17 protein-coding genes are annotated in these 16624 nt (G+C 54.5%); 10 read left to right on the forward strand and 7 right to left on the reverse strand.

From position 1 onward, the window contains the following. Positions 1-104: 104 nt before the first annotated feature. The 4 genes from iolD to iolE all read left to right on the forward strand — a co-directional run bounded on the left by iolD (position 105) and on the right by iolE (position 5078). Positions 105-2045, forward strand: coding sequence for a 3D-(3,5/4)-trihydroxycyclohexane-1,2-dione acylhydrolase (decyclizing) (gene iolD, locus ACMGGR_RS00720; protein ID WP_414147939.1), 1941 nt, complete (start codon positions 105-107; stop codon positions 2043-2045). Between the two features lie 76 nt (positions 2046-2121). Further along, complete coding sequence (locus tag ACMGGR_RS00725; RefSeq protein ID WP_414147940.1) at positions 2122-3135, forward strand: Gfo/Idh/MocA family protein; 1014 nt, start codon at positions 2122-2124, stop codon at positions 3133-3135. 58 nt (positions 3136-3193) lie between these two features. Next, on the forward strand, positions 3194-4078 hold the full coding sequence (locus ACMGGR_RS00730; RefSeq protein WP_246761243.1) for a sugar phosphate isomerase/epimerase family protein: 885 nt from the start codon (positions 3194-3196) through the stop codon (positions 4076-4078). 103 nt (positions 4079-4181) lie between these two features. Continuing rightward, complete coding sequence (gene iolE / locus ACMGGR_RS00735; RefSeq protein WP_414147941.1) at positions 4182-5078, forward strand: myo-inosose-2 dehydratase; 897 nt, start codon at positions 4182-4184, stop codon at positions 5076-5078. A gap of 125 nt (positions 5079-5203) precedes the next feature. On the opposite strand, the gene ACMGGR_RS00740 is transcribed toward iolE, so the two are convergent. Both ACMGGR_RS00740 and ACMGGR_RS00745 read right to left on the reverse strand, forming a co-directional pair. Continuing rightward, the gene (locus ACMGGR_RS00740; RefSeq protein ID WP_414147942.1) at positions 5204-5761 is read right to left on the reverse strand and encodes a DcrB family lipoprotein; all 558 of its coding nucleotides are present in this window, start codon (positions 5759-5761) and stop codon (positions 5204-5206) included. 88 nt (positions 5762-5849) lie between these two features. Further along, a complete protein-coding gene (locus ACMGGR_RS00745; protein WP_414148891.1) occupies positions 5850-6515 on the reverse strand; it encodes a 7-cyano-7-deazaguanine/7-aminomethyl-7-deazaguanine transporter in 666 nt (221 codons plus the stop codon). Between the two features lie 196 nt (positions 6516-6711). On the opposite strand from ACMGGR_RS00745, the gene tusA reads away from it, so the two are divergent. Next, complete coding sequence (gene tusA, locus ACMGGR_RS00750; RefSeq protein WP_414147943.1) at positions 6712-6954, forward strand: sulfurtransferase TusA; 243 nt, start codon at positions 6712-6714, stop codon at positions 6952-6954. Between the two features lie 331 nt (positions 6955-7285). Here tusA and ACMGGR_RS00755 read toward each other — a convergent pair whose 3' ends face one another. Together ACMGGR_RS00755 and ACMGGR_RS00760 are read right to left on the reverse strand one after the other, a co-directional pair. Next, positions 7286-9532 carry a zinc/cadmium/mercury/lead-transporting ATPase gene (locus ACMGGR_RS00755; protein WP_414147944.1) on the reverse strand — a complete coding sequence of 749 codons (2247 nt, stop codon included), beginning with the start codon at positions 9530-9532 and terminating at the stop codon, positions 7286-7288. Positions 9533-9614: 82 nt separating this feature from the next. Continuing rightward, positions 9615-10241, reverse strand: coding sequence for a lysoplasmalogenase (locus ACMGGR_RS00760; protein WP_246761238.1), 627 nt, complete (start codon positions 10239-10241; stop codon positions 9615-9617). A 144-nt stretch (positions 10242-10385) separates the two neighbouring features. Here ACMGGR_RS00760 and ACMGGR_RS00765 point away from each other — a divergent pair, with 144 nt between their 5' ends. After that, positions 10386-10736, forward strand: a complete 351-nt coding sequence (locus ACMGGR_RS00765; RefSeq protein ID WP_246761237.1) for a DUF2500 domain-containing protein — start codon at positions 10386-10388, stop codon at positions 10734-10736. A gap of 35 nt (positions 10737-10771) precedes the next feature. On the opposite strand, the gene ACMGGR_RS00770 is transcribed toward ACMGGR_RS00765, so the two are convergent. Continuing rightward, a complete protein-coding gene (locus ACMGGR_RS00770; protein WP_246761236.1) occupies positions 10772-11041 on the reverse strand; it encodes a DUF1145 family protein in 270 nt (89 codons plus the stop codon). Beyond that, positions 11031-11636, reverse strand: a complete 606-nt coding sequence (gene rsmD / locus ACMGGR_RS00775) for a 16S rRNA (guanine(966)-N(2))-methyltransferase (protein ID WP_414147945.1) — start codon at positions 11634-11636, stop codon at positions 11031-11033. Before rsmD ends, ACMGGR_RS00770 begins: the two co-directional genes overlap by 11 nt. A 165-nt stretch (positions 11637-11801) precedes the next feature. Between rsmD and ftsY the strand changes: the two genes are divergently transcribed. The 4 genes from ftsY to rpoH all read left to right on the forward strand — a co-directional run bounded on the left by ftsY (position 11802) and on the right by rpoH (position 16167). Further along, positions 11802-13403 carry a signal recognition particle-docking protein FtsY gene (gene ftsY, locus ACMGGR_RS00780; RefSeq protein WP_414147946.1) on the forward strand — a complete coding sequence of 534 codons (1602 nt, stop codon included), beginning with the start codon at positions 11802-11804 and terminating at the stop codon, positions 13401-13403. 5 nt (positions 13404-13408) lie between these two features. Next, the gene (gene ftsE / locus ACMGGR_RS00785) at positions 13409-14077 is read left to right on the forward strand and encodes a cell division ATP-binding protein FtsE (RefSeq protein WP_246761233.1); all 669 of its coding nucleotides are present in this window, start codon (positions 13409-13411) and stop codon (positions 14075-14077) included. After that, positions 14067-15050, forward strand: coding sequence for a permease-like cell division protein FtsX (gene ftsX, locus ACMGGR_RS00790; RefSeq protein WP_414147947.1), 984 nt, complete (start codon positions 14067-14069; stop codon positions 15048-15050). Before ftsE ends, ftsX begins: the two co-directional genes overlap by 11 nt. Before the next feature lie 262 nt (positions 15051-15312). After that, positions 15313-16167, forward strand: coding sequence for an RNA polymerase sigma factor RpoH (gene rpoH / locus ACMGGR_RS00795; protein WP_246761231.1), 855 nt, complete (start codon positions 15313-15315; stop codon positions 16165-16167). A 55-nt stretch (positions 16168-16222) separates the two neighbouring features. On the opposite strand, the gene panM is transcribed toward rpoH, so the two are convergent. After that, positions 16223-16618 carry an aspartate 1-decarboxylase autocleavage activator PanM gene (gene panM, locus ACMGGR_RS00800; protein WP_414147948.1) on the reverse strand — a complete coding sequence of 132 codons (396 nt, stop codon included), beginning with the start codon at positions 16616-16618 and terminating at the stop codon, positions 16223-16225. Between the last annotated feature and the right edge of the window lie 6 nt (positions 16619-16624).

Consider the following 16624-nt stretch of genomic DNA (forward strand, 5'->3'; position numbering starts at 1 on the left):
TATAATCGCCTCACGTTTCATTTTTGGCCGTTACCGCGGTGGTGGCCACTCAGACGAAGCGCGGCAGGTTACAGACCTGTCGCCGTACCGTTAAGGAAGAGCAAATGGGCAAGATCAGATTAACCACGGCACAGGCTCTGGTCAGATTTCTGGACAACCAGTATCTGTCGGTAGATGGCGTTGAAACCAAATTCGTGAAAGGGATTTTTGCTATTTTCGGCCACGGTAACGTACTGGGGTTGGGCCAGGCACTGGAGCAGGACAGCGGCGATCTGGTGGTCCATCAGGGCCGTAACGAGCAGGGCATGGCGCATGCCGCCATTGGCTATGCCAGACAAAAGCTGCGCCGTGAGATTATCGCCTGTACCTCTTCCGTCGGGCCAGGCGCAGCCAATATGATTACGGCCGCGGGCACCGCTTCCGCTAACCGTATACCTTTATTACTGCTGCCGGGTGACGTCTTTGCCACTCGCCAGCCCGATCCGGTACTACAACAGATCGAACAAAGCTACGATCTTAGTATCAGCACTAACGACGCCTTTCGCGCGGTGAGTAAATACTGGGATCGCGTAAGCCGTCCGGAACAGCTGATGACCGCCTGCATCAACGCGATGCGTGTGCTGACGGATCCCGCAGAAACGGGTGCCGTAACCATTTCTCTGCCGCAGGACGTGCAGGGCGAAGCCTGGGACTATCCCGACTATTTCTTCCAGAAGCGCGTGCATCTGCTGGATCGTCGACTGCCGACCGAAGCCCAGCTGGCCGCCGCGCTGAAGCTGATTGCCGGTAAAAGCAAGCCGCTAATCATTTGCGGTGGCGGCGTAAAATATTCCGAAGCGGGTGAGGCGCTGCGTCAGTTCGCCGAGCGTTACCAGATCCCCTTTGCCGAAACGCAGGCTGGAAAAGGTACGATCGTTTCCGATCATCCGCTTAACGTGGGTGGCGTAGGCGAAACCGGCTGCCTGGCGGCTAATTTGCTGGCGAAAGAGGCCGATCTGGTCATCGGTATCGGCACGCGCTATACCGATTTCACTACCGCTTCAAAATGGATTTTCCACAATCCGGACGTCAGCTACCTCAATATCAACGTCAGCAGCTTCGATGCCTACAAGCTGGACGGCGTACAGCTGGTGGCCGACGCGCGCGAAGCGCTGACCGCACTAAACGACAGGCTGACCGTTCAGGGTTTTACCAGCGGCTGGGGAGAAAAAATCTCGCAGGCGCAGAGCAAGCTGCTTAAGGAAACACAGCGCGTTTATCAGGCGGTCTACAGCCATGACGGCTTTATTCCGGAAATAGACGATCATCTGGATCGTGAAGCAGTTTTCGCCGAGTTTAACCGGCTGACCGATTCTTTTCTCACGCAAAGTAGCGTGCTGGGTACGCTAAATGAAAATCTCCCAAAGGACGCGGTGATTGTTGCCGCAGCGGGCAGCCTGCCGGGCGATTTACAGCGCGTATGGCGCAACAAGGATTACAACAGCTATCACGTCGAATATGGCTATTCCTGTATGGGCTACGAGGTTAACGCCTCGCTGGGCGTCAAGCTGGCCGAGCCGCATCGCGAGGTCTATACGCTGGTTGGCGACGGCTCTTTTATGATGCTGCACTCTGAGCTGGTTACCTCTGTTCAGGAGAACGCCAAAATCAACGTGCTGCTGTTCGACAATATGACTAACGGCTGTATTAACAATCTGCAAATGGAACACGGGATGGACAGCTTTACCACCGAGTTTCGTTTTCGTAATGCCGAGGGCGGCAAGCTGGACGGCGGCTTCGTGCCGGTGGATTTTGCCGCTATCGCCGCTGGCTACGGCTGCAAAACCTGGCGCGTTACCACGCTGGCGCAGCTAAAGCAGGCGCTGGAAGAGGCACGTCAGTCGCCTGTCTCCACGCTGATAGATATCAAAGTGCTGCCAAAAACGATGGTGCATAAATACTTCAGCTGGTGGCACGTCGGCGGCGCGCAGGTTTCGCAGTCTGAACGCGTAAATGCCGTCGCTCGGATGCTAAACGAGCATATCGACCAGGCACGTAAATACTAATTACTTTAGTGGCCTCAACCGGACTGGTTTTCCAGCCCGGAGGACTCCCCTTACCCTACATTTGAACGGAGTAGCTATGACACTGAAACTTGGCGTAATCGGAACCGGTGCTATCGGTCAGGAACATATTCGTCGCTGCAGTAAGGTGTTGCAGGGTGCGAAGGTGGTCGCCGTCTCCGATATTAATATCGAAGGAGCCAAAGGCGTGGTGAGTCGCCTGGGTTTGGATGCGGAAGTTTATGCCAACGGGCATGACGTTATTCAGTCTTCCGATGTGGACGCGCTGATTATTACCTCCTGGGACCCGACGCACGAAGAATATACGCTGGCAGCCGTTGCGGCGGGCAAACCAGTTTTTTGTGAAAAACCCCTGGCGCTGACCGCGGAAGGCTGTCGTCGCATTGTCGAGGCGGAAATTGCTCACGGCAAGCGCCTGGTGCAGGTTGGCTTTATGCGTCCTTACGATGCGGGCTACCGTGCGCTGAAGCAGGTCATCAGCAACGGCGACATCGGCGAGCCGCTGATGCTGCACTGCGCGCATCGTAATCCAACGGTGCCGGAAAGCTATACCACCGATATGGCTATCACCAGCACGCTGATCCATGAGCTGGACGTACTGCGCTGGCTCACCGAGGATGACTACAAAACCGTGCAGGTTGTCTTCCCTCGCGATACGAAAAACACCCATGCGAAGCTGCGCGATCCGCAAATTGTGCTGTTTGAAACGCAGAAGGGCACGCGTATCGACGTCGAAATCTTCGTTAACTGCGTTTACGGCTACGACATCCAGTGTGAGGTTGTGGGCGAAACCGGTATTGCCAGGCTGCCAGAACCGGCTTCCGTACAGCTGCGTAAAGAGGCAAAGCTGTCGACCTCTATCCTCACCGACTGGAAAGATCGCTTTATCGATGCCTATGACGTTGAGCTGCAGGCCTTCATTAACGACGTGACGGCTGGCCTGCTGCACGGCCCATCCGCATGGGACGGTTATGCCGCTTCCGTGGCAGCCGACGCCTGCCTGAAAGCGCAGGAAAGCGGCGCAATCGAAGCCGTTGAGCTGCCGCCGCGCCCGGCTTTCTACAGCAAATAGCCGACGGCCTTCCTGTTTCAGCAGGAAGGCTATTACACAGATTATCAGGGAGAAACCGATGAAAATTGCCTTTGACGTCGATGTCATCAAAGACATGGGCATTACCAAAATGGTTCACCAGGTGGCAGATTGGGGCTACAAATATATTGAGCAGTCGCCGCATCCACAGATCAATCCCTTTTATAAGCATCCTAAAGCCAGTCGGGAAATCATTACCGAATATAAAAACGCGCTGCGTGAAACCGGGCTGGAGATTTCTTCTTATATCGTCGTGTATCGCTGGTCAGGTCCGGATGAGGCTCGCCGTCAGGCAGCGGTGCGCAACTGGAAACGCATGATCGAAATTGCTGTAGAAACGGGGGTGCAGGTCATCAATACCGAACTTTCCGGTACGCCTAACGAGCCGGAAATCTGCGAAGAGATGTTCTATCGCTCAATGGAAGAGCTGCTGCCAATCGTTGAGCGCGAAGGCATTCGTATTGAGATTCAGTCGCACCCATGGGACTTTTGCGAAGAAAACAATGAAACCGCGGATCTGGTGAAGTCCTTCCGCAGCGACAACGTCAAATATCTCTATAGCGTGCCGCACACCTTCTTTTACGACAAAGGCAAAGGCGATGTGAAAAGCATGCTGGAGTATGCCGGTGGCGATCTTTCTCACGTGCTGATTGCCGATACCATGAACCATACCAAACATTGCCGCTATATCGTCAATCCGCCAGGCGTGGATGCCACTATCCATCAGCACGTCGGCGTCGGCGAGGGTGAGGTCGATTTCGATACGCTGTTCCAGACGCTGCGTGAAATGGATTTTGCCAACCGCAGCTGGAAGGTCGGCGGCGAGTCGATTATCGCCTCTTCGCTGTTCGGCTATCCGGAAAAAATGAAGTATCAGGCCGTGGAAACTCGTGAGCTGATTGAGCGCGAACTGCTAAGCCGATAAAAAAAGGGCGGCAAAGCCGTCCTGAAAACCTGAAGCGCGGAAAGCTCAGGTCGACAAATAAAGCGTCCCGCGCCATCTACAGACTGACCGCTGAGGCACCACCATGAATAAAGAGAACGTGAAGCTGGCGATAGCCCCGATTGGCTGGACCAACGACGATATGCCAGAACTGGGCGCGGAAAATACTTTCCAGCAAATTGTCAGCGAAATGGCGCTGGCCGGTTTTACCGGCAGCGAGGTTGGCAGCAAATACCCACGCGATCCGGCCGTCCTAAAACCAATGCTGGAGATTCGCGGCATCCAGATATGTAACGCCTGGTTCAGTACCTTTTTTGCCAACGGCGATAAGGCCAAAACCATTGATGAATTTATTAACCACCGCGATTTCCTGCACGCAATGGGAGCAAAGGTGATTGGCTGCTCCGAGCAGAGCAAAAGCATTCAGGGCACTACGCGAGCGGTACTGGAAGAAAAGCCCCACTTTACGGAAGAAGAGTGGCGGTTAACGGCAGAAGGCTATAACGAGCTGGCGGCGCTGGCGGCAGAAAAAGGCATGCAGGTTTGTCTGCATCATCATATGGGCACGGCTATTCAGACCACGGCGGAAATAGACAAATTTATGTCATTAACCAACGATGACGTTTATCTGCTGTTTGATACTGGCCATGCTTACTATTCGGAAGGTAGCCAGGCCCGGATGCTGGCGATTCTTGAAAAGTATTTGCCGCGTATCAACCACGTACATTTAAAAGATGTGCGTGATGACGTGGTATCTCAGGTAAGAAGCCAGCGTTTGTCATTTCTGGATGGCGTGAAGAAAGGCACTTTTACCGTTCCCGGCGATGGCGTCATCGATTTTGCACCGGTATTTAAAGTGCTGGACGAGTCTGGCTATAAAGGCTGGATGGTGGTGGAAGCTGAACAGGATCCGGCACTGGCCAACCCGTTTGAATATGCCGTAAAGGCCAGGAAATATATCCGCGAGCATGCGGGGCTGTAACAATCTTTTAAGCTCGGTTTAAAGCAAAAAGCCCTTGCCGGAACATGCCGCTCCTGAACGTCGAATTATCAACAATCAGAGCGCGGCGCAGGATGGCAGGGGCTTTTTTATAAAACGACCGTTGCTTACTTCAGCACGACCGTATTGATAATATTCTCTGCCTCGGTCTGCGACTTCTGCTGATTATCCGCCGGTAGCGTAATCTGTACGGTCAACAGTTTGCCGTCAACTTTCGCCAGCAGCACTGATGACCAGGAAGACTGGCCCTTGGCGGAAATAACGGTATCCAGCTGCTGTGCCGGCTGGCCTTTCAGCTCAATTGACTTGTTAGTCACTACCTGAAGCTGTGCATCACGGTTACGCTGCTGATCTTCCAGACGTTTCGCCAGCACTTCCAGGCTCTCGGTGGTGGTATCGCCCGCAATAACGATAATCGCTTTCTGTCCGGAAGAATCCGCGTAAACGTGCATGTTGTTAGCCTGGGTACCCAGCTTGCCGCTCTGGTCGGACATACCGGCCGGCAGCGAGAAGCTCAGCTTGCCTTCCATCAGGGTAACGGCCTGGCTGCTCTGGCTGCTGCTAACGCCATTATCATCGGCTGCGGCTTTATCATCTTTGCCGTCGCAGGCGGTCAGTCCAACCACCAGTAACCCGATACCGGCATATTTTAGTAAGTTACGCATCACTGTCCCTTTTACGTTAGTCGTCTGCTCTGTTCAGCCACTTATACAATAGTAATCAGCAGGTAAAAGCAACCTGCGTGCTTACAGGCTAGCCGAAGTTAACCCGAGCGCCAGAGGATTTTTCCGTTAAGCGTTTTAACGTAGCGTTGAGCAGCACGCCGTAGGCAGGCAGGAAGAAAACCATACAGATAAGCACCTTAAAGCTGTAATCCACCAGCGCAATCTCTACCCAGTTTTGCGCCATAAAAGCATCGGGACTTTTATAGAAGGCAATAAAGAAGAAGGCCAGCGTATCGCTGATATTACCTAAAAACATGGCGGAGGCGGGCGCTATCCACCATTGCGGCAGCTGGCGCAGGCGATTGAAGACGTGAACGTCCAGAATCTGCCCCAGGGCATAGGCCATAAAGCTGGCGCAGGCGATACGCGCTACAAACAGGTTAACGCTTTCTAACGCCGCCAGACCCTGCCATTCGCCCTGATAAAACAGCACGGATACGCCATAAGAAACAAACAAGGCAGGGATCATTACCGCAAAAATGATACGGCGAGCCAGCGGCGCGCCGAAAATCCGCACGGTTAAATCGGTTGCCAGAAAAATAAACGGAAAGCTGAAGGCGCCCCATGTGGTATGCAGGCCAAAAACAGAGATCGGCAGCTGCACCAGATAGTTACTGGAAGTGATAACCAGCAAATGGAATAGCGACAGCCAAATCAGCGCGTGTGTGCGCTGATGAGAAGAGAAATTCATCATCATGTAACCTTTTTGAACATTGGGGTGAGGGAACCCAAAAAAATTGTATCGCCCGGGCGATTGCGCGGCATCTTACCGAAACAGACTGCTAATGCAATGGTTAATTTTAGCGCAAACGATAACGTTGTCGGCCCGGCTTGCAGATGCCCGTCGGCGGGGTAAAATGAGGAAAATTTTTTGTCTGAACGAGAATAATATGGAACCGTTCGCTAATCCCGATCAAACCCTGGACGCGCTGGGCCTGCGCTGCCCTGAACCTGTAATGATGGTACGCAAAGCCGTGCGGCATATGCAGGATGGCGAAACGCTGCTGATTATCGCTGACGACCCGGCAACCACGCGTGATATTCCGGGCTTTTGTCGCTTTATGGAACATACGCTGCTGGCGCAGTCGACAGAAGAGTTGCCCTATCGCTATCTGCTGAAAAAAGGCCTCTGAGGCTAACTTAAGCTTTCGCATACAGAGCCGACAGGGCTGGATAAGCCAGATGCGTCACCCACTGCTTTTTGGCTGAATTTAACCGGGCAGCCGTTACCCACTGTTTTTTACCTAAATTTAACCGGGCAGCCGTCACCTACTGCTTTTTGGCTGAATTTAACCGGGTAGCCGTCACCCACTGCTTTTTAACTAAATTTAACCAGGTAGCCGTCACCCACTGCTTTTTAACTAAATTTAACCGGGCAGCCGTCACCGTCAGGGATGCATGTTGGCTGAAGCGTCGTCAGCAAGCTATAAGCGATGCTGACAACGCAAACGCCTGAAGCATAAGTTAGCGCTTACTTAACAAGCGCAGCGCATTGGCTGTTACCAGCGCGGTTGCGCCAGAGTCTGCCAGTACCGCCAGCCACAGGCCCGTAATGCCGCACAGCGTCGTTACCAGAAACAGACCTTTCAGCCCAAGCGCTAGCGTAATATTCTGGCGAATATTAACATGGGTTGCGCGCGCCAGACGGAGCATAGCAGCCAGCCCGTTGAGCCTGTTATGCGTCAAAGCGGCATCGGCGGTTTCCAGCGCGACATCGCTTCCTCCGCCCATCGCAATCCCCAACGTTGCCGCTTTCATCGCAGGCGCGTCATTAATACCATCGCCCACCATGGCTACCGCGTGCTGTTGGCTAAGCTCGCGTACCGCCGCTACCTTATCCGCAGGCAATAAACCGGCGCGATAAGCCATGCCTAGCTCCTGAGCAATGGCGGCGGCGGCTCGCGGGTTATCGCCAGTCAGCATTACTGTCTCAATATTCAGCGATCTTAGCTCGTTCAGCGCCGCGGCGGCATCGGGACGCAGCGTATCACGCAGCGCAATCAATCCTGCTGGCTGACCATCCTGCATGATGGCCACCACGGTATTGCCCGCAGATTCCAGCCGTTCTACCCGTGCCCGCTGCGTTTCAGTCAGCGTATCTCCCACTCTGCCTGCGGCACAAAGCAAAAGTATGTGCCCACTTACTTCTGCTTCTATACCGTATCCTGCCAGGGTACGCTGCGCCGTAGCAACGGGTAAAACAAGCTGGCGGGACTCTGCCAGCTGCACCACGGCTTTCGCCAACGGATGTGAAGACCCCTGCTCGACGGCCGCCGCTTTCGCTAACAGCCCGGCTTCGCTTTCTGCGTTAAAGCTGGCAATCTCTGTGACCTGCGGCTTGCCCATCGTTAACGTACCTGTTTTATCAAACGCCAGCATACGTATGCCGTTCAGACTCTCCAGCGCCGCGCCGCCTTTAATCAGTACGCCACGACGCGCAGCGGCGGCCAGACCCGAAGTAATTGCCGCAGGTGTAGAAATCACCAGCGCGCATGGACAACCAATCAGCAGCAGCGTCAGGCCTTTATAAATCCAGGTTTGCCAGTCGCCGGAAAAAAGCGGTGGTACTACCGCCACCAGCAACGCAAAGGACATCACCAGCGGCGTATAAATACGGCTAAAGCGATCGAGGAAACGTTCAACCGGCGCGCGATGGGCGTCCGCTTCTTCAATTAAATGCAGAATACGATCGATGGCGCTCTCGCCCGGCCGGGAGAGAACTTTTAGCCTGACCTGGCGATCGACGCTCAGGCTGCCCGCAGCAATTGTTTCGCCCTGCTGGCGCTCCACGGGCACGGATTCTCCCGTCAGCGCGCTCTCATCAAAGCTGGCATAAGGCGTGACCAGCGCTCCGTCGGCTGGCAGGCGACCGCCCGCACTGACTTCAATAACATCACCGGGCTGTAATGCATTGACGGCCACCTGCTCACGGCCGTTTTCTGTGATGCGCAGCGCTTCTTCTGGTTTTAATGCCATCAGCGCCGTTACGCCCCGCCGGGCACGGCTTGCGGCATAAGCTTCCAGCCGTTCTCCAAGCATAAACAGCAGCAATACCATTGCCGCCTCTGCCGTTGCACCAATAAAAAGCGCACCGAGAGCGGCGACGGTCATAAGTGTTTCGATAGCGAAAGGCGTACCGCTACGCATCAGGCGCAGCGCGGTTCGGGCAACAGGCCAGCAGCCAGCCAGCGTGGTCAGGGTAAACGCGATTTTCCCCATCTGCGGATTTATCAGATGCAGTAGCCAGCTGGTCAGTAACAAGCCGGTCAGCGCCAGTATCATACCGTTTTCCCGCCAGAAACCAGCGCTTTCTGGTTGAGAAGAGGAGGACAGCTTAAAACCTGCCCTGGCCACGGCCTGTTCAACCTGCTGACGGATATCCGTGGGTGCCGAAACAATCAGTTTTTCTGTAGAAAATAGTACGCGCGCCCGGGTAATCCCAGGCAGTTGGTTAACCGCATTCTCAATTTTTCTGGCGCAGGCGGGACAATCCATGCCGCTAATCTGCCAGCTGTAATCAGCCTTATCGCTTTGCCTGTCGCTTTCTTCATCTGGCGGTGAGGCGCAGCCTGTCTCGCTACAACAGCTTTTCTCACTGCTTACAGCGCTGATTGAGGTGATTTTGCCCAGGGCAGAAGGGGATTTGCTGCAGCCTTGCTGACCGGCCGCATGGCGTTGCCCGCAAGGGCAGGAAGATGTGTGCTGATGCATAATGCCTCCAGATAACCTGACGGGAAACGCTCCCGCCAGGTTATCTTACACTCTGGAGTGGACTCCAGAGTCAAGGCGTAATTTACAGATAGAGCGAACGAACGATCATAAAGTGTCCGGCAAAGTAGCAGGCGGCAACAATCGCGCTGTCCGCGGAAAAACGGCGGCGATAGTGGCTTACCAGCCAGACAATATTAGCCAGCAGCAGCAGTGAAGTACCCACCATCAGCGAAAAAGCGTAATCCGTTGGGCGGAAGAAATACTGTTCAGTGGTTAGCCAGACCATCAGTAGCGTCATGCCGATAAAAGTACAAATCGGCCAGCGCAGCTCTGCCAGCTTCGTCCAGATAGTGGCGATAAGCAGCACGCCAATGATCAGCACCGTCAGCGGAATCGGCCAGAAAAAGGTCAGCGTCATATGGCTGGCAAAGCAGATGGTGTAAAGCAGATGGGAAAGGAAAAAAGCGCCGATGGCGTAAAGCATGCGGCGGTTAGGCAACAGCATCAGCGCATCGCCAGCCAGCGTCGCCAGCAAACCAAACAGAATCAGATAATCCGTGGCGTTAAGTACCGGCGCTTGCCAGGCCCAGGCGAGCAGCAGCAAAAGCGTAACCGGTTTAAAGACCCAGCGCTGCCATTGCGGGCCGCGATAGGTTGCGTCCACATATAGCCAGCCGGAAAAAAGCACTGCCAGAAACGACCAAATCATAGTGTGTCCCTTTGTTTTTAGATGCAAAAATCCACAATTCCTTATTGAGTCTAGGCCAGGTCGCCGCGATGTGACAATGGGAGGCTTCTGGTTGTATCCTTCTTCTCTGTACCTGCAAACGGGCTTTATCAGAGGAGAATAACCGTGAGGCCACCCCTGCTCTTTTTCATCACGCTGGCCGTGATTGCCGTACTGGCAACCAGACAATTTATTAAACAGCGTCAGGAAGTGGCGGTTAACGATGCTTTGCCCGTACGCAGCATGCCGGTTGAGGTCAAGGATAAACGGGAAATATCAACATCCATGCTGCGCTCGCGCCAGCGTGAAACGATTCCGGTAGAAGAGATGCGTTTTGAAGCCTGGTTTCATCCGCTTAACGATGCGGGCGACTTTAAGCTGGTGCTAAAAGCCGAAGACTATCAACAGCTGGAACGGGGGCAGAAAGGTGAGCTAAGAGTGCAGGGCACAAGGTTCATCTCTTTCCGGCTGCGCTGAACGGGCCAGCCGGAAAAGTTTGCTAACCGGCGGGTTTACCGTTTCGGCAACTGCTTTTTCTGCCAGGCCAGTAGCTCAAACACCCCAAAAAAGAAGATTTTTGCCTGCGTTGCGCCGCTCAGCTTTGGCCCTTCCTTTGGCTGCGTGGCACGCATTAATACCAGCTGCAAACCGTGCATAATCGCCATAAAAAACAGCGCGACGTTAATAAAATACTTTAGCGGCGCGGGGTAAGGGTGCACCACGTTAAGCAGCAAAAATGCCCAGACGCAAACCATCAGCACTCTGCCCAGATTAATCAGCATGGGTGTGTTCCTTTTTAACGGCACGACGAATATAAAGGCGATAAGCGACCTGGCCCGCAATTTTCTCGCGATGCAGCTGCCAGTTGACGGGAACCGGCGGCAGGCCGTTTTCCACTTCGCTTTCTACATAAACCAGCGCTTCCTCTGCCAGCCAGCCTTGCGTTTCCAGCAGCGTCAGCGTTTCTTCCAGCAGCCCTTTACGAAATGGCGGATCGATAAACACCAGGTGATAAGGCTCTCCCGCCTGCGCCAGATACTGCAGCGTATTGGTGTTGATTACCCGACCGCTGGTGGCCCCCAGCGTAGCCAGATTTTTTCCGAGCTGCTGGGCAACGGGACGTTCCAGCTCAAGCAGCGTAGCCGAGGCGGCATGGCGCGATAACGCTTCCAGGCCCAGCGCGCCGCTACCGGCAAAACAGTCCAGGCAACGCGCGCCCTGGATATCGGCGGCCAGCCAGTTAAACAGGGTTTCCCGTACGCGATCGGTAGTGGGGCGTAGGCCGATGCTGTCCGGCACCGGAAGCTTTCTGCCGCGCCACTGGCCGCCAATAATGCGGATCTGTCCGGCGCTGCCGCCGCGAGGTTTTTTATTCATCTGACTTAACTCTTCATAATTTGTTGCATAGTTTAACGCGCGATCTGGACTCAGGAAACGTAAAAAGGGTGCTGTGTTGCGTCTGCAGGAAAGTGTTAGACTAGGGGATTAAGATTATTTTCAGAGACCTGACTGTTTTTCCCCCGCGAGGAGTAGGGTTGCACCATGGCAAAAAATAAAAAACGTGGCTTTTTTTCCTGGCTGGGATTAGGACGCGAAGAAAAAGCGCCTGAGGAAGAGGCCCAAACGCCAGAGCAGCAGAGCGAGGCCGCGGAACCCGTTGCGCTTCCGGAAGCTGAACAGCGTGCTGATGAAATCTTCGAGATAACGAAAACCGTTGCTCACGTCGAGCCGGAAGCCGTTAAAGAAGTCGCGCCGGAGCCGGAAGAAATCGCCGTAGCGAAGCCGGAGCCGGAAGAAGAACTGCTGCCGGAAGAAATTGCCGCAGCGAAGCCGGAGCCGGAAGAAGAACTGCTGCCGGAAGAAATTGCCGCAGCGAAGCCGGAGCCGGAAGAAGAACCGCTGCCGGAAGAAATCGCCGCAGCGAAGCCGGAGCCGGAAGAAGAACTGCTGCCGGAAGAAATCGCCGTAGCGAAGCCGGAGCCGGAAGAAGAACTACTGCCGGAAGAAATTGCCGCAGCGAAGCCGGAGCCGGAAGAAGAATTACTGCCGGAAGAAATTTCGCCAGAAGAGCTGGAAGCCGCCGCGCTCGCCGCTGGCGCTTCTGACGCTGAACTAACGGTCATTGAAGAAGAAGAATCCGTTGCCGCCGCGCTGGTCAAGGTCGAACAGGCGAACGCCTCGGAAGAGCAGGCTCATCTTGTTGAAGAGCAGGCGCGTCCGACCAAAGAAGGCTTTTTCGCCCGCCTGAAGCGCAGCCTGGTGAAAACCCGTCAAAACCTCGGTTCCGGCTTTGTCAGCCTGTTTCGCGGTAAAAAAATCGATGACGAGCTGTTTGAAGAGCTGGAAGAGCAGCTGCTGATTGCGGATGTTGGCGTTGAAACCACGCGTCGCATTATCGCAAACCTGACCGCGCAGGCAAACCGCAAACAGTTGCGCGATGCCGAAGCGCTGTATGGCCTGCTCAAGCAGGAAATGTCCGAGATTCTGGCGAAGGTTGACGCGCCGCTGGATGTAACCGGCAAAACGCCTTTCGTTATCCTGATGGTCGGCGTAAACGGCGTGGGTAAAACCACCACCATCGGTAAACTGGCTCGTCAGTATCAGGCGGAAGGCAAATCCGTCATGTTGGCGGCGGGCGACACCTTCCGCGCTGCGGCCGTTGAGCAGCTACAGGTGTGGGGTCAGCGCAACAATATTCCGGTTGTTGCGCAGCATACCGGTGCAGATTCTGCTTCGGTCATCTTTGATGCGATTCAGGCGGCGAAAGCGCGCGGCGTTGACGTGCTGATTGCCGATACGGCAGGCCGTCTGCAGAATAAATCGCACCTGATGGAAGAGCTGAAAAAGATTACTCGCGTCATGAAAAAGCTGGATGAGCAGGCACCGCATGAAGTGATGCTGACTATTGACGCCAGCACCGGTCAGAACGCTATCAGCCAGACTAAGCTGTTCCATGAGGCGGTTGGCCTGACAGGCATTACGCTAACCAAGCTGGACGGCACCGCCAAAGGCGGCGTGATCTTCTCGGTCGCCGATCAGTTTGGTATCCCTATTCGCTACATCGGCGTAGGGGAAGGCATTGAAGATTTACGATCGTTCAAGGCGGACGATTTTATAGAGGCACTATTCGCCCGAGAGGACTAATTAGGATGATTCGCTTTGAAGAAGTCAGTAAGGCTTATCTCGGCGGTCGGCAGGCGCTGCAAGGGGTAGATTTTCATCTGCAACAGGGAGAAATGGCGTTTCTGACCGGTCATTCCGGCGCAGGGAAAAGCACGCTGTTAAAACTGATATGCGGCATAGAGCGCCCCAGCGCGGGTCATATCTGGTTTAGCGGACACGATATCAGCCGTTTAAAAAGCCGCGAAGTGCCTTTCTTACGTCGTCAGATTGGCATGATTTTTCAGGATCACCATCTGTTGATGGACCGAACGGTGTATGACAACGTGGCTATCCCGCTGATTATTGCGGGTGCCAGCGGCGAGGATATTCGCCGTCGTGTTTCCGCCGCGCTGGATAAGGTCGGCCTGCTCGATAAGGCGAAAAGCTTTCCTGTTCAGCTGTCGGGCGGTGAGCAGCAGCGCGTGGGGATTGCCCGTGCGGTAGTGAACAAGCCTGCTGTACTGCTGGCCGATGAGCCAACCGGTAACCTGGACGACGCGCTATCGGAAGATATCCTGCGCCTGTTTGAAGAGTTCAACCGCGTTGGCGTGACCGTACTGATGGCAACCCACGATCGGGCGCTTATTGCCCGCCGCAACTATCGTTTAATGACGCTGAATCAGGGACGTCTGCACGGAGGCAACTATGGCGAATAAACGCAATCCGCGCCCGGCGGCACCAAAAGCCGCCAGACCGTCTAAAAGCAAAGCGCTGAAGGGCGGCTGGCAGGAGCAGTGGCGCTATGCGCTGCGCGGGACGCTTTCCGATCTGCTGCGTCAGCCTTTGGCAACGCTGTTAACGGTTATGGTTATCGCCATCTCGCTAACTTTGCCGAGCGTCTGCTTTATGGTCTGGAAAAACGTCAGCAGCGCGGCGCAGCAGTGGTATCCGGCACCGCAGCTGACGGTTTATCTGAGCAAAACGCTGGATGACGATGCGGCGGAAAATGTGGTCGCTCAGCTGAAAAAAGAAGAGGGCGTAGATAAGGTCAACTATCTGTCGCGCGAAGAGGCGCTGGGCGAGTTCCGTAACTGGTCTGGCTTTGGCGGCGCGATGGATATGCTGGAGCAAAACCCACTGCCGGCGGTAGCTATCATCACGCCAAAAATCAATTTTCAAAATTCCGATACCATGAACAACCTGCGCGATCGCGTAACGAAAGTGCAGGGCGTAGACGAAGTGAAAATGGATGACAGCTGGTTTGCAAGGCTGGCGGCGCTGGCGGGGCTGGTGGGTCAGGTCGCGACCATGATTGGTATCCTGATGATTGTCGCGGTGTTTCTGGTTATTGGTAACAGCGTGCGGCTCAGCATTTTTGCCCGGCGCGATACCATCAACGTGCAGAAACTGATTGGTGCAACGGACGGTTTTATCCTGCGGCCTTTCCTGTATGGCGGCGCGCTACTCGGTTTTTGCGGCGCACTACTGTCGCTGGTGCTTTCTGAGGTACTGGTTTTCCGCCTGGAATCCGTTGTGACTCAGGTTGCTGCGGTATTTGGTACCACCTTCAGCCTGCGCGGCCTGGCATGGGATGAAAGCCTGCTGCTGCTGCTGATTTCAGCGATGATTGGCTGGGTAGCCGCCTGGCTGGCAACGGTACAACATTTACGTCGTTTTACGCCGCAGTAACCCCTTTTCACGATTTTTGGTATACTCTTCCTCTGTTGCATGAGCGTTGTGCCGCAGAGGAAGTAGACTGAAAACTTCTTTTTTGCCCCGCTCCCCCTGCCCGAGAAATGTGTGTATATTATGCACAGCAAATAGTGAACTTGTGGATAACTTTGTAGTCGAAGTAGCACAGATTGCGTTCCTTTCTCGCTGCTGTTCACGTAGTCTTGTGAACCGCTCAGGGAAAAGTGCGGCAATATTGCTTAATACAGAGAGGGTTTGAATGACCAAAGAAATGCAAACTTTAGCTATTGCTCCTTTAGGCAACCTGGATTCTTACATCCGGGCGGCCAATGCCTGGCCTGTGCTGACGGCAGAAGAGGAAAAAGCGCTGGCTGAACGGCTGCATTACCAGGGCGATCTGGAAGCAGCCAAAACGCTGATCCTGTCTCACCTGCGCTTTGTTGTTCATGTCGCTCGTAATTATTCCGGATACGGTCTGCCGCAGGCGGATTTGATTCAGGAAGGTAACATTGGCCTGATGAAGGCCGTACGACGCTTTAACCCGGAAGTGGGTGTGCGTCTGGTTTCCTTCGCCGTTCACTGGATCAAGGCCGAAATCCATGAATACGTCTTGCGTAACTGGCGTATCGTTAAGGTTGCGACGACCAAGGCGCAGCGCAAACTGTTCTTCAACCTGCGTAAGGCCAAGCAGCGTCTGGGCTGGTTTAATCAGGATGAAGTAGAAATGGTTGCGCGCGAACTGGGCGTTTCCAGTAAAGACGTGCTGGAAATGGAGTCGCGTATGGCGGCTCAGGACATGACCTTTGATCCCGCACCGGAAGACGAAGGCGAAGGCCGTTCAATGGCGCCAATGCTCTATCTGCAGGATAAATCTTCCGACTTTGCCGACGGCATTGAAGAAGATAACTGGGATAACCACGCGGCAGATAAGCTCAGCGATGCCATGCAGGGCCTGGACGAGCGCAGCCAGGACATCATTCGTGCCCGCTGGCTGGATGATGACAACAAAACCACGCTGCAGGAGCTGGCGGATAAATACGGCGTTTCGGCAGAGCGCGTACGTCAGCTGGAAAAAAATGCGATGAAAAAGCTGCGGGTAGCTATCGAAGCATAATCCGCTGCAATAAGAAAAGGCGTCCTTCGGGGCGCCTTTTCTGTTTATGGCCTGCTCAGCCTGCCTTGCGCCGATAAGCCCAGCCGCCCGGTTGAGCAGTAAAACCCTGCTGCTGCATAAATCTCGCCAGCCCAGCGCGATCTTCACTTGCCAAATCCGCCATCCACCAGCTTGTCACGTCGGGATTTTGCGCCAGCACTTCTTCCAGCAGATAACTACCCACGCCACGACGTCGCGTGACTTCCCGCACCATTAAATTCGCCAGTTCGCCCCGCGTCCCTTCCAGCCTCACCGTGACGGCAGCCAACAGCCGATCGTTAAATTTTGCCGCATAGAGCTGATGCTGTTCATCCAGCTGCATTTTTTCCGGCTGGCTCTCCGGCCAGATTTTAGCCAGATCCAGGCAATCCTGGGCAGAAAAATGCCGAAGCCGCAAAATGGTCAGTTTCATAAAAAT

It is taken from the genome of Erwinia sp. BNK-24-b, from assembly GCF_047456155.1.
GTDB classification, from domain to species: Bacteria; Pseudomonadota; Gammaproteobacteria; order Enterobacterales; family Enterobacteriaceae; genus Erwinia; species Erwinia phyllosphaerae.

Coding starts and splice junctions, on each gene's coding strand:
- iolD (WP_414147939.1), top strand. CDS start 105: ATGGGCAAGATCAGATTAACCACGGCACAGGCTCTGGTCAGATTTCTG.
- ACMGGR_RS00725 (WP_414147940.1), top strand. CDS start 2,122: ATGACACTGAAACTTGGCGTAATCGGAACCGGTGCTATCGGTCAGGAA.
- ACMGGR_RS00730 (WP_246761243.1), top strand. CDS start 3,194: ATGAAAATTGCCTTTGACGTCGATGTCATCAAAGACATGGGCATTACC.
- iolE (WP_414147941.1), top strand. CDS start 4,182: ATGAATAAAGAGAACGTGAAGCTGGCGATAGCCCCGATTGGCTGGACC.
- ACMGGR_RS00740 (WP_414147942.1), bottom strand. CDS start 5,761: ATGCGTAACTTACTAAAATATGCCGGTATCGGGTTACTGGTGGTTGGA.
- ACMGGR_RS00745 (WP_414148891.1), bottom strand. CDS start 6,515: ATGATGAATTTCTCTTCTCATCAGCGCACACACGCGCTGATTTGGCTG.
- tusA (WP_414147943.1), top strand. CDS start 6,712: ATGGAACCGTTCGCTAATCCCGATCAAACCCTGGACGCGCTGGGCCTG.
- ACMGGR_RS00755 (WP_414147944.1), bottom strand. CDS start 9,532: ATGCATCAGCACACATCTTCCTGCCCTTGCGGGCAACGCCATGCGGCC.
- ACMGGR_RS00760 (WP_246761238.1), bottom strand. CDS start 10,241: ATGATTTGGTCGTTTCTGGCAGTGCTTTTTTCCGGCTGGCTATATGTG.
- ACMGGR_RS00770 (WP_246761236.1), bottom strand. CDS start 11,041: ATGCTGATTAATCTGGGCAGAGTGCTGATGGTTTGCGTCTGGGCATTT.
- rsmD (WP_414147945.1), bottom strand. CDS start 11,636: ATGAATAAAAAACCTCGCGGCGGCAGCGCCGGACAGATCCGCATTATT.
- ftsY (WP_414147946.1), top strand. CDS start 11,802: ATGGCAAAAAATAAAAAACGTGGCTTTTTTTCCTGGCTGGGATTAGGA.
- ftsE (WP_246761233.1), top strand. CDS start 13,409: ATGATTCGCTTTGAAGAAGTCAGTAAGGCTTATCTCGGCGGTCGGCAG.
- ftsX (WP_414147947.1), top strand. CDS start 14,067: ATGGCGAATAAACGCAATCCGCGCCCGGCGGCACCAAAAGCCGCCAGA.
- rpoH (WP_246761231.1), top strand. CDS start 15,313: ATGACCAAAGAAATGCAAACTTTAGCTATTGCTCCTTTAGGCAACCTG.
- panM (WP_414147948.1), bottom strand. CDS start 16,618: ATGAAACTGACCATTTTGCGGCTTCGGCATTTTTCTGCCCAGGATTGC.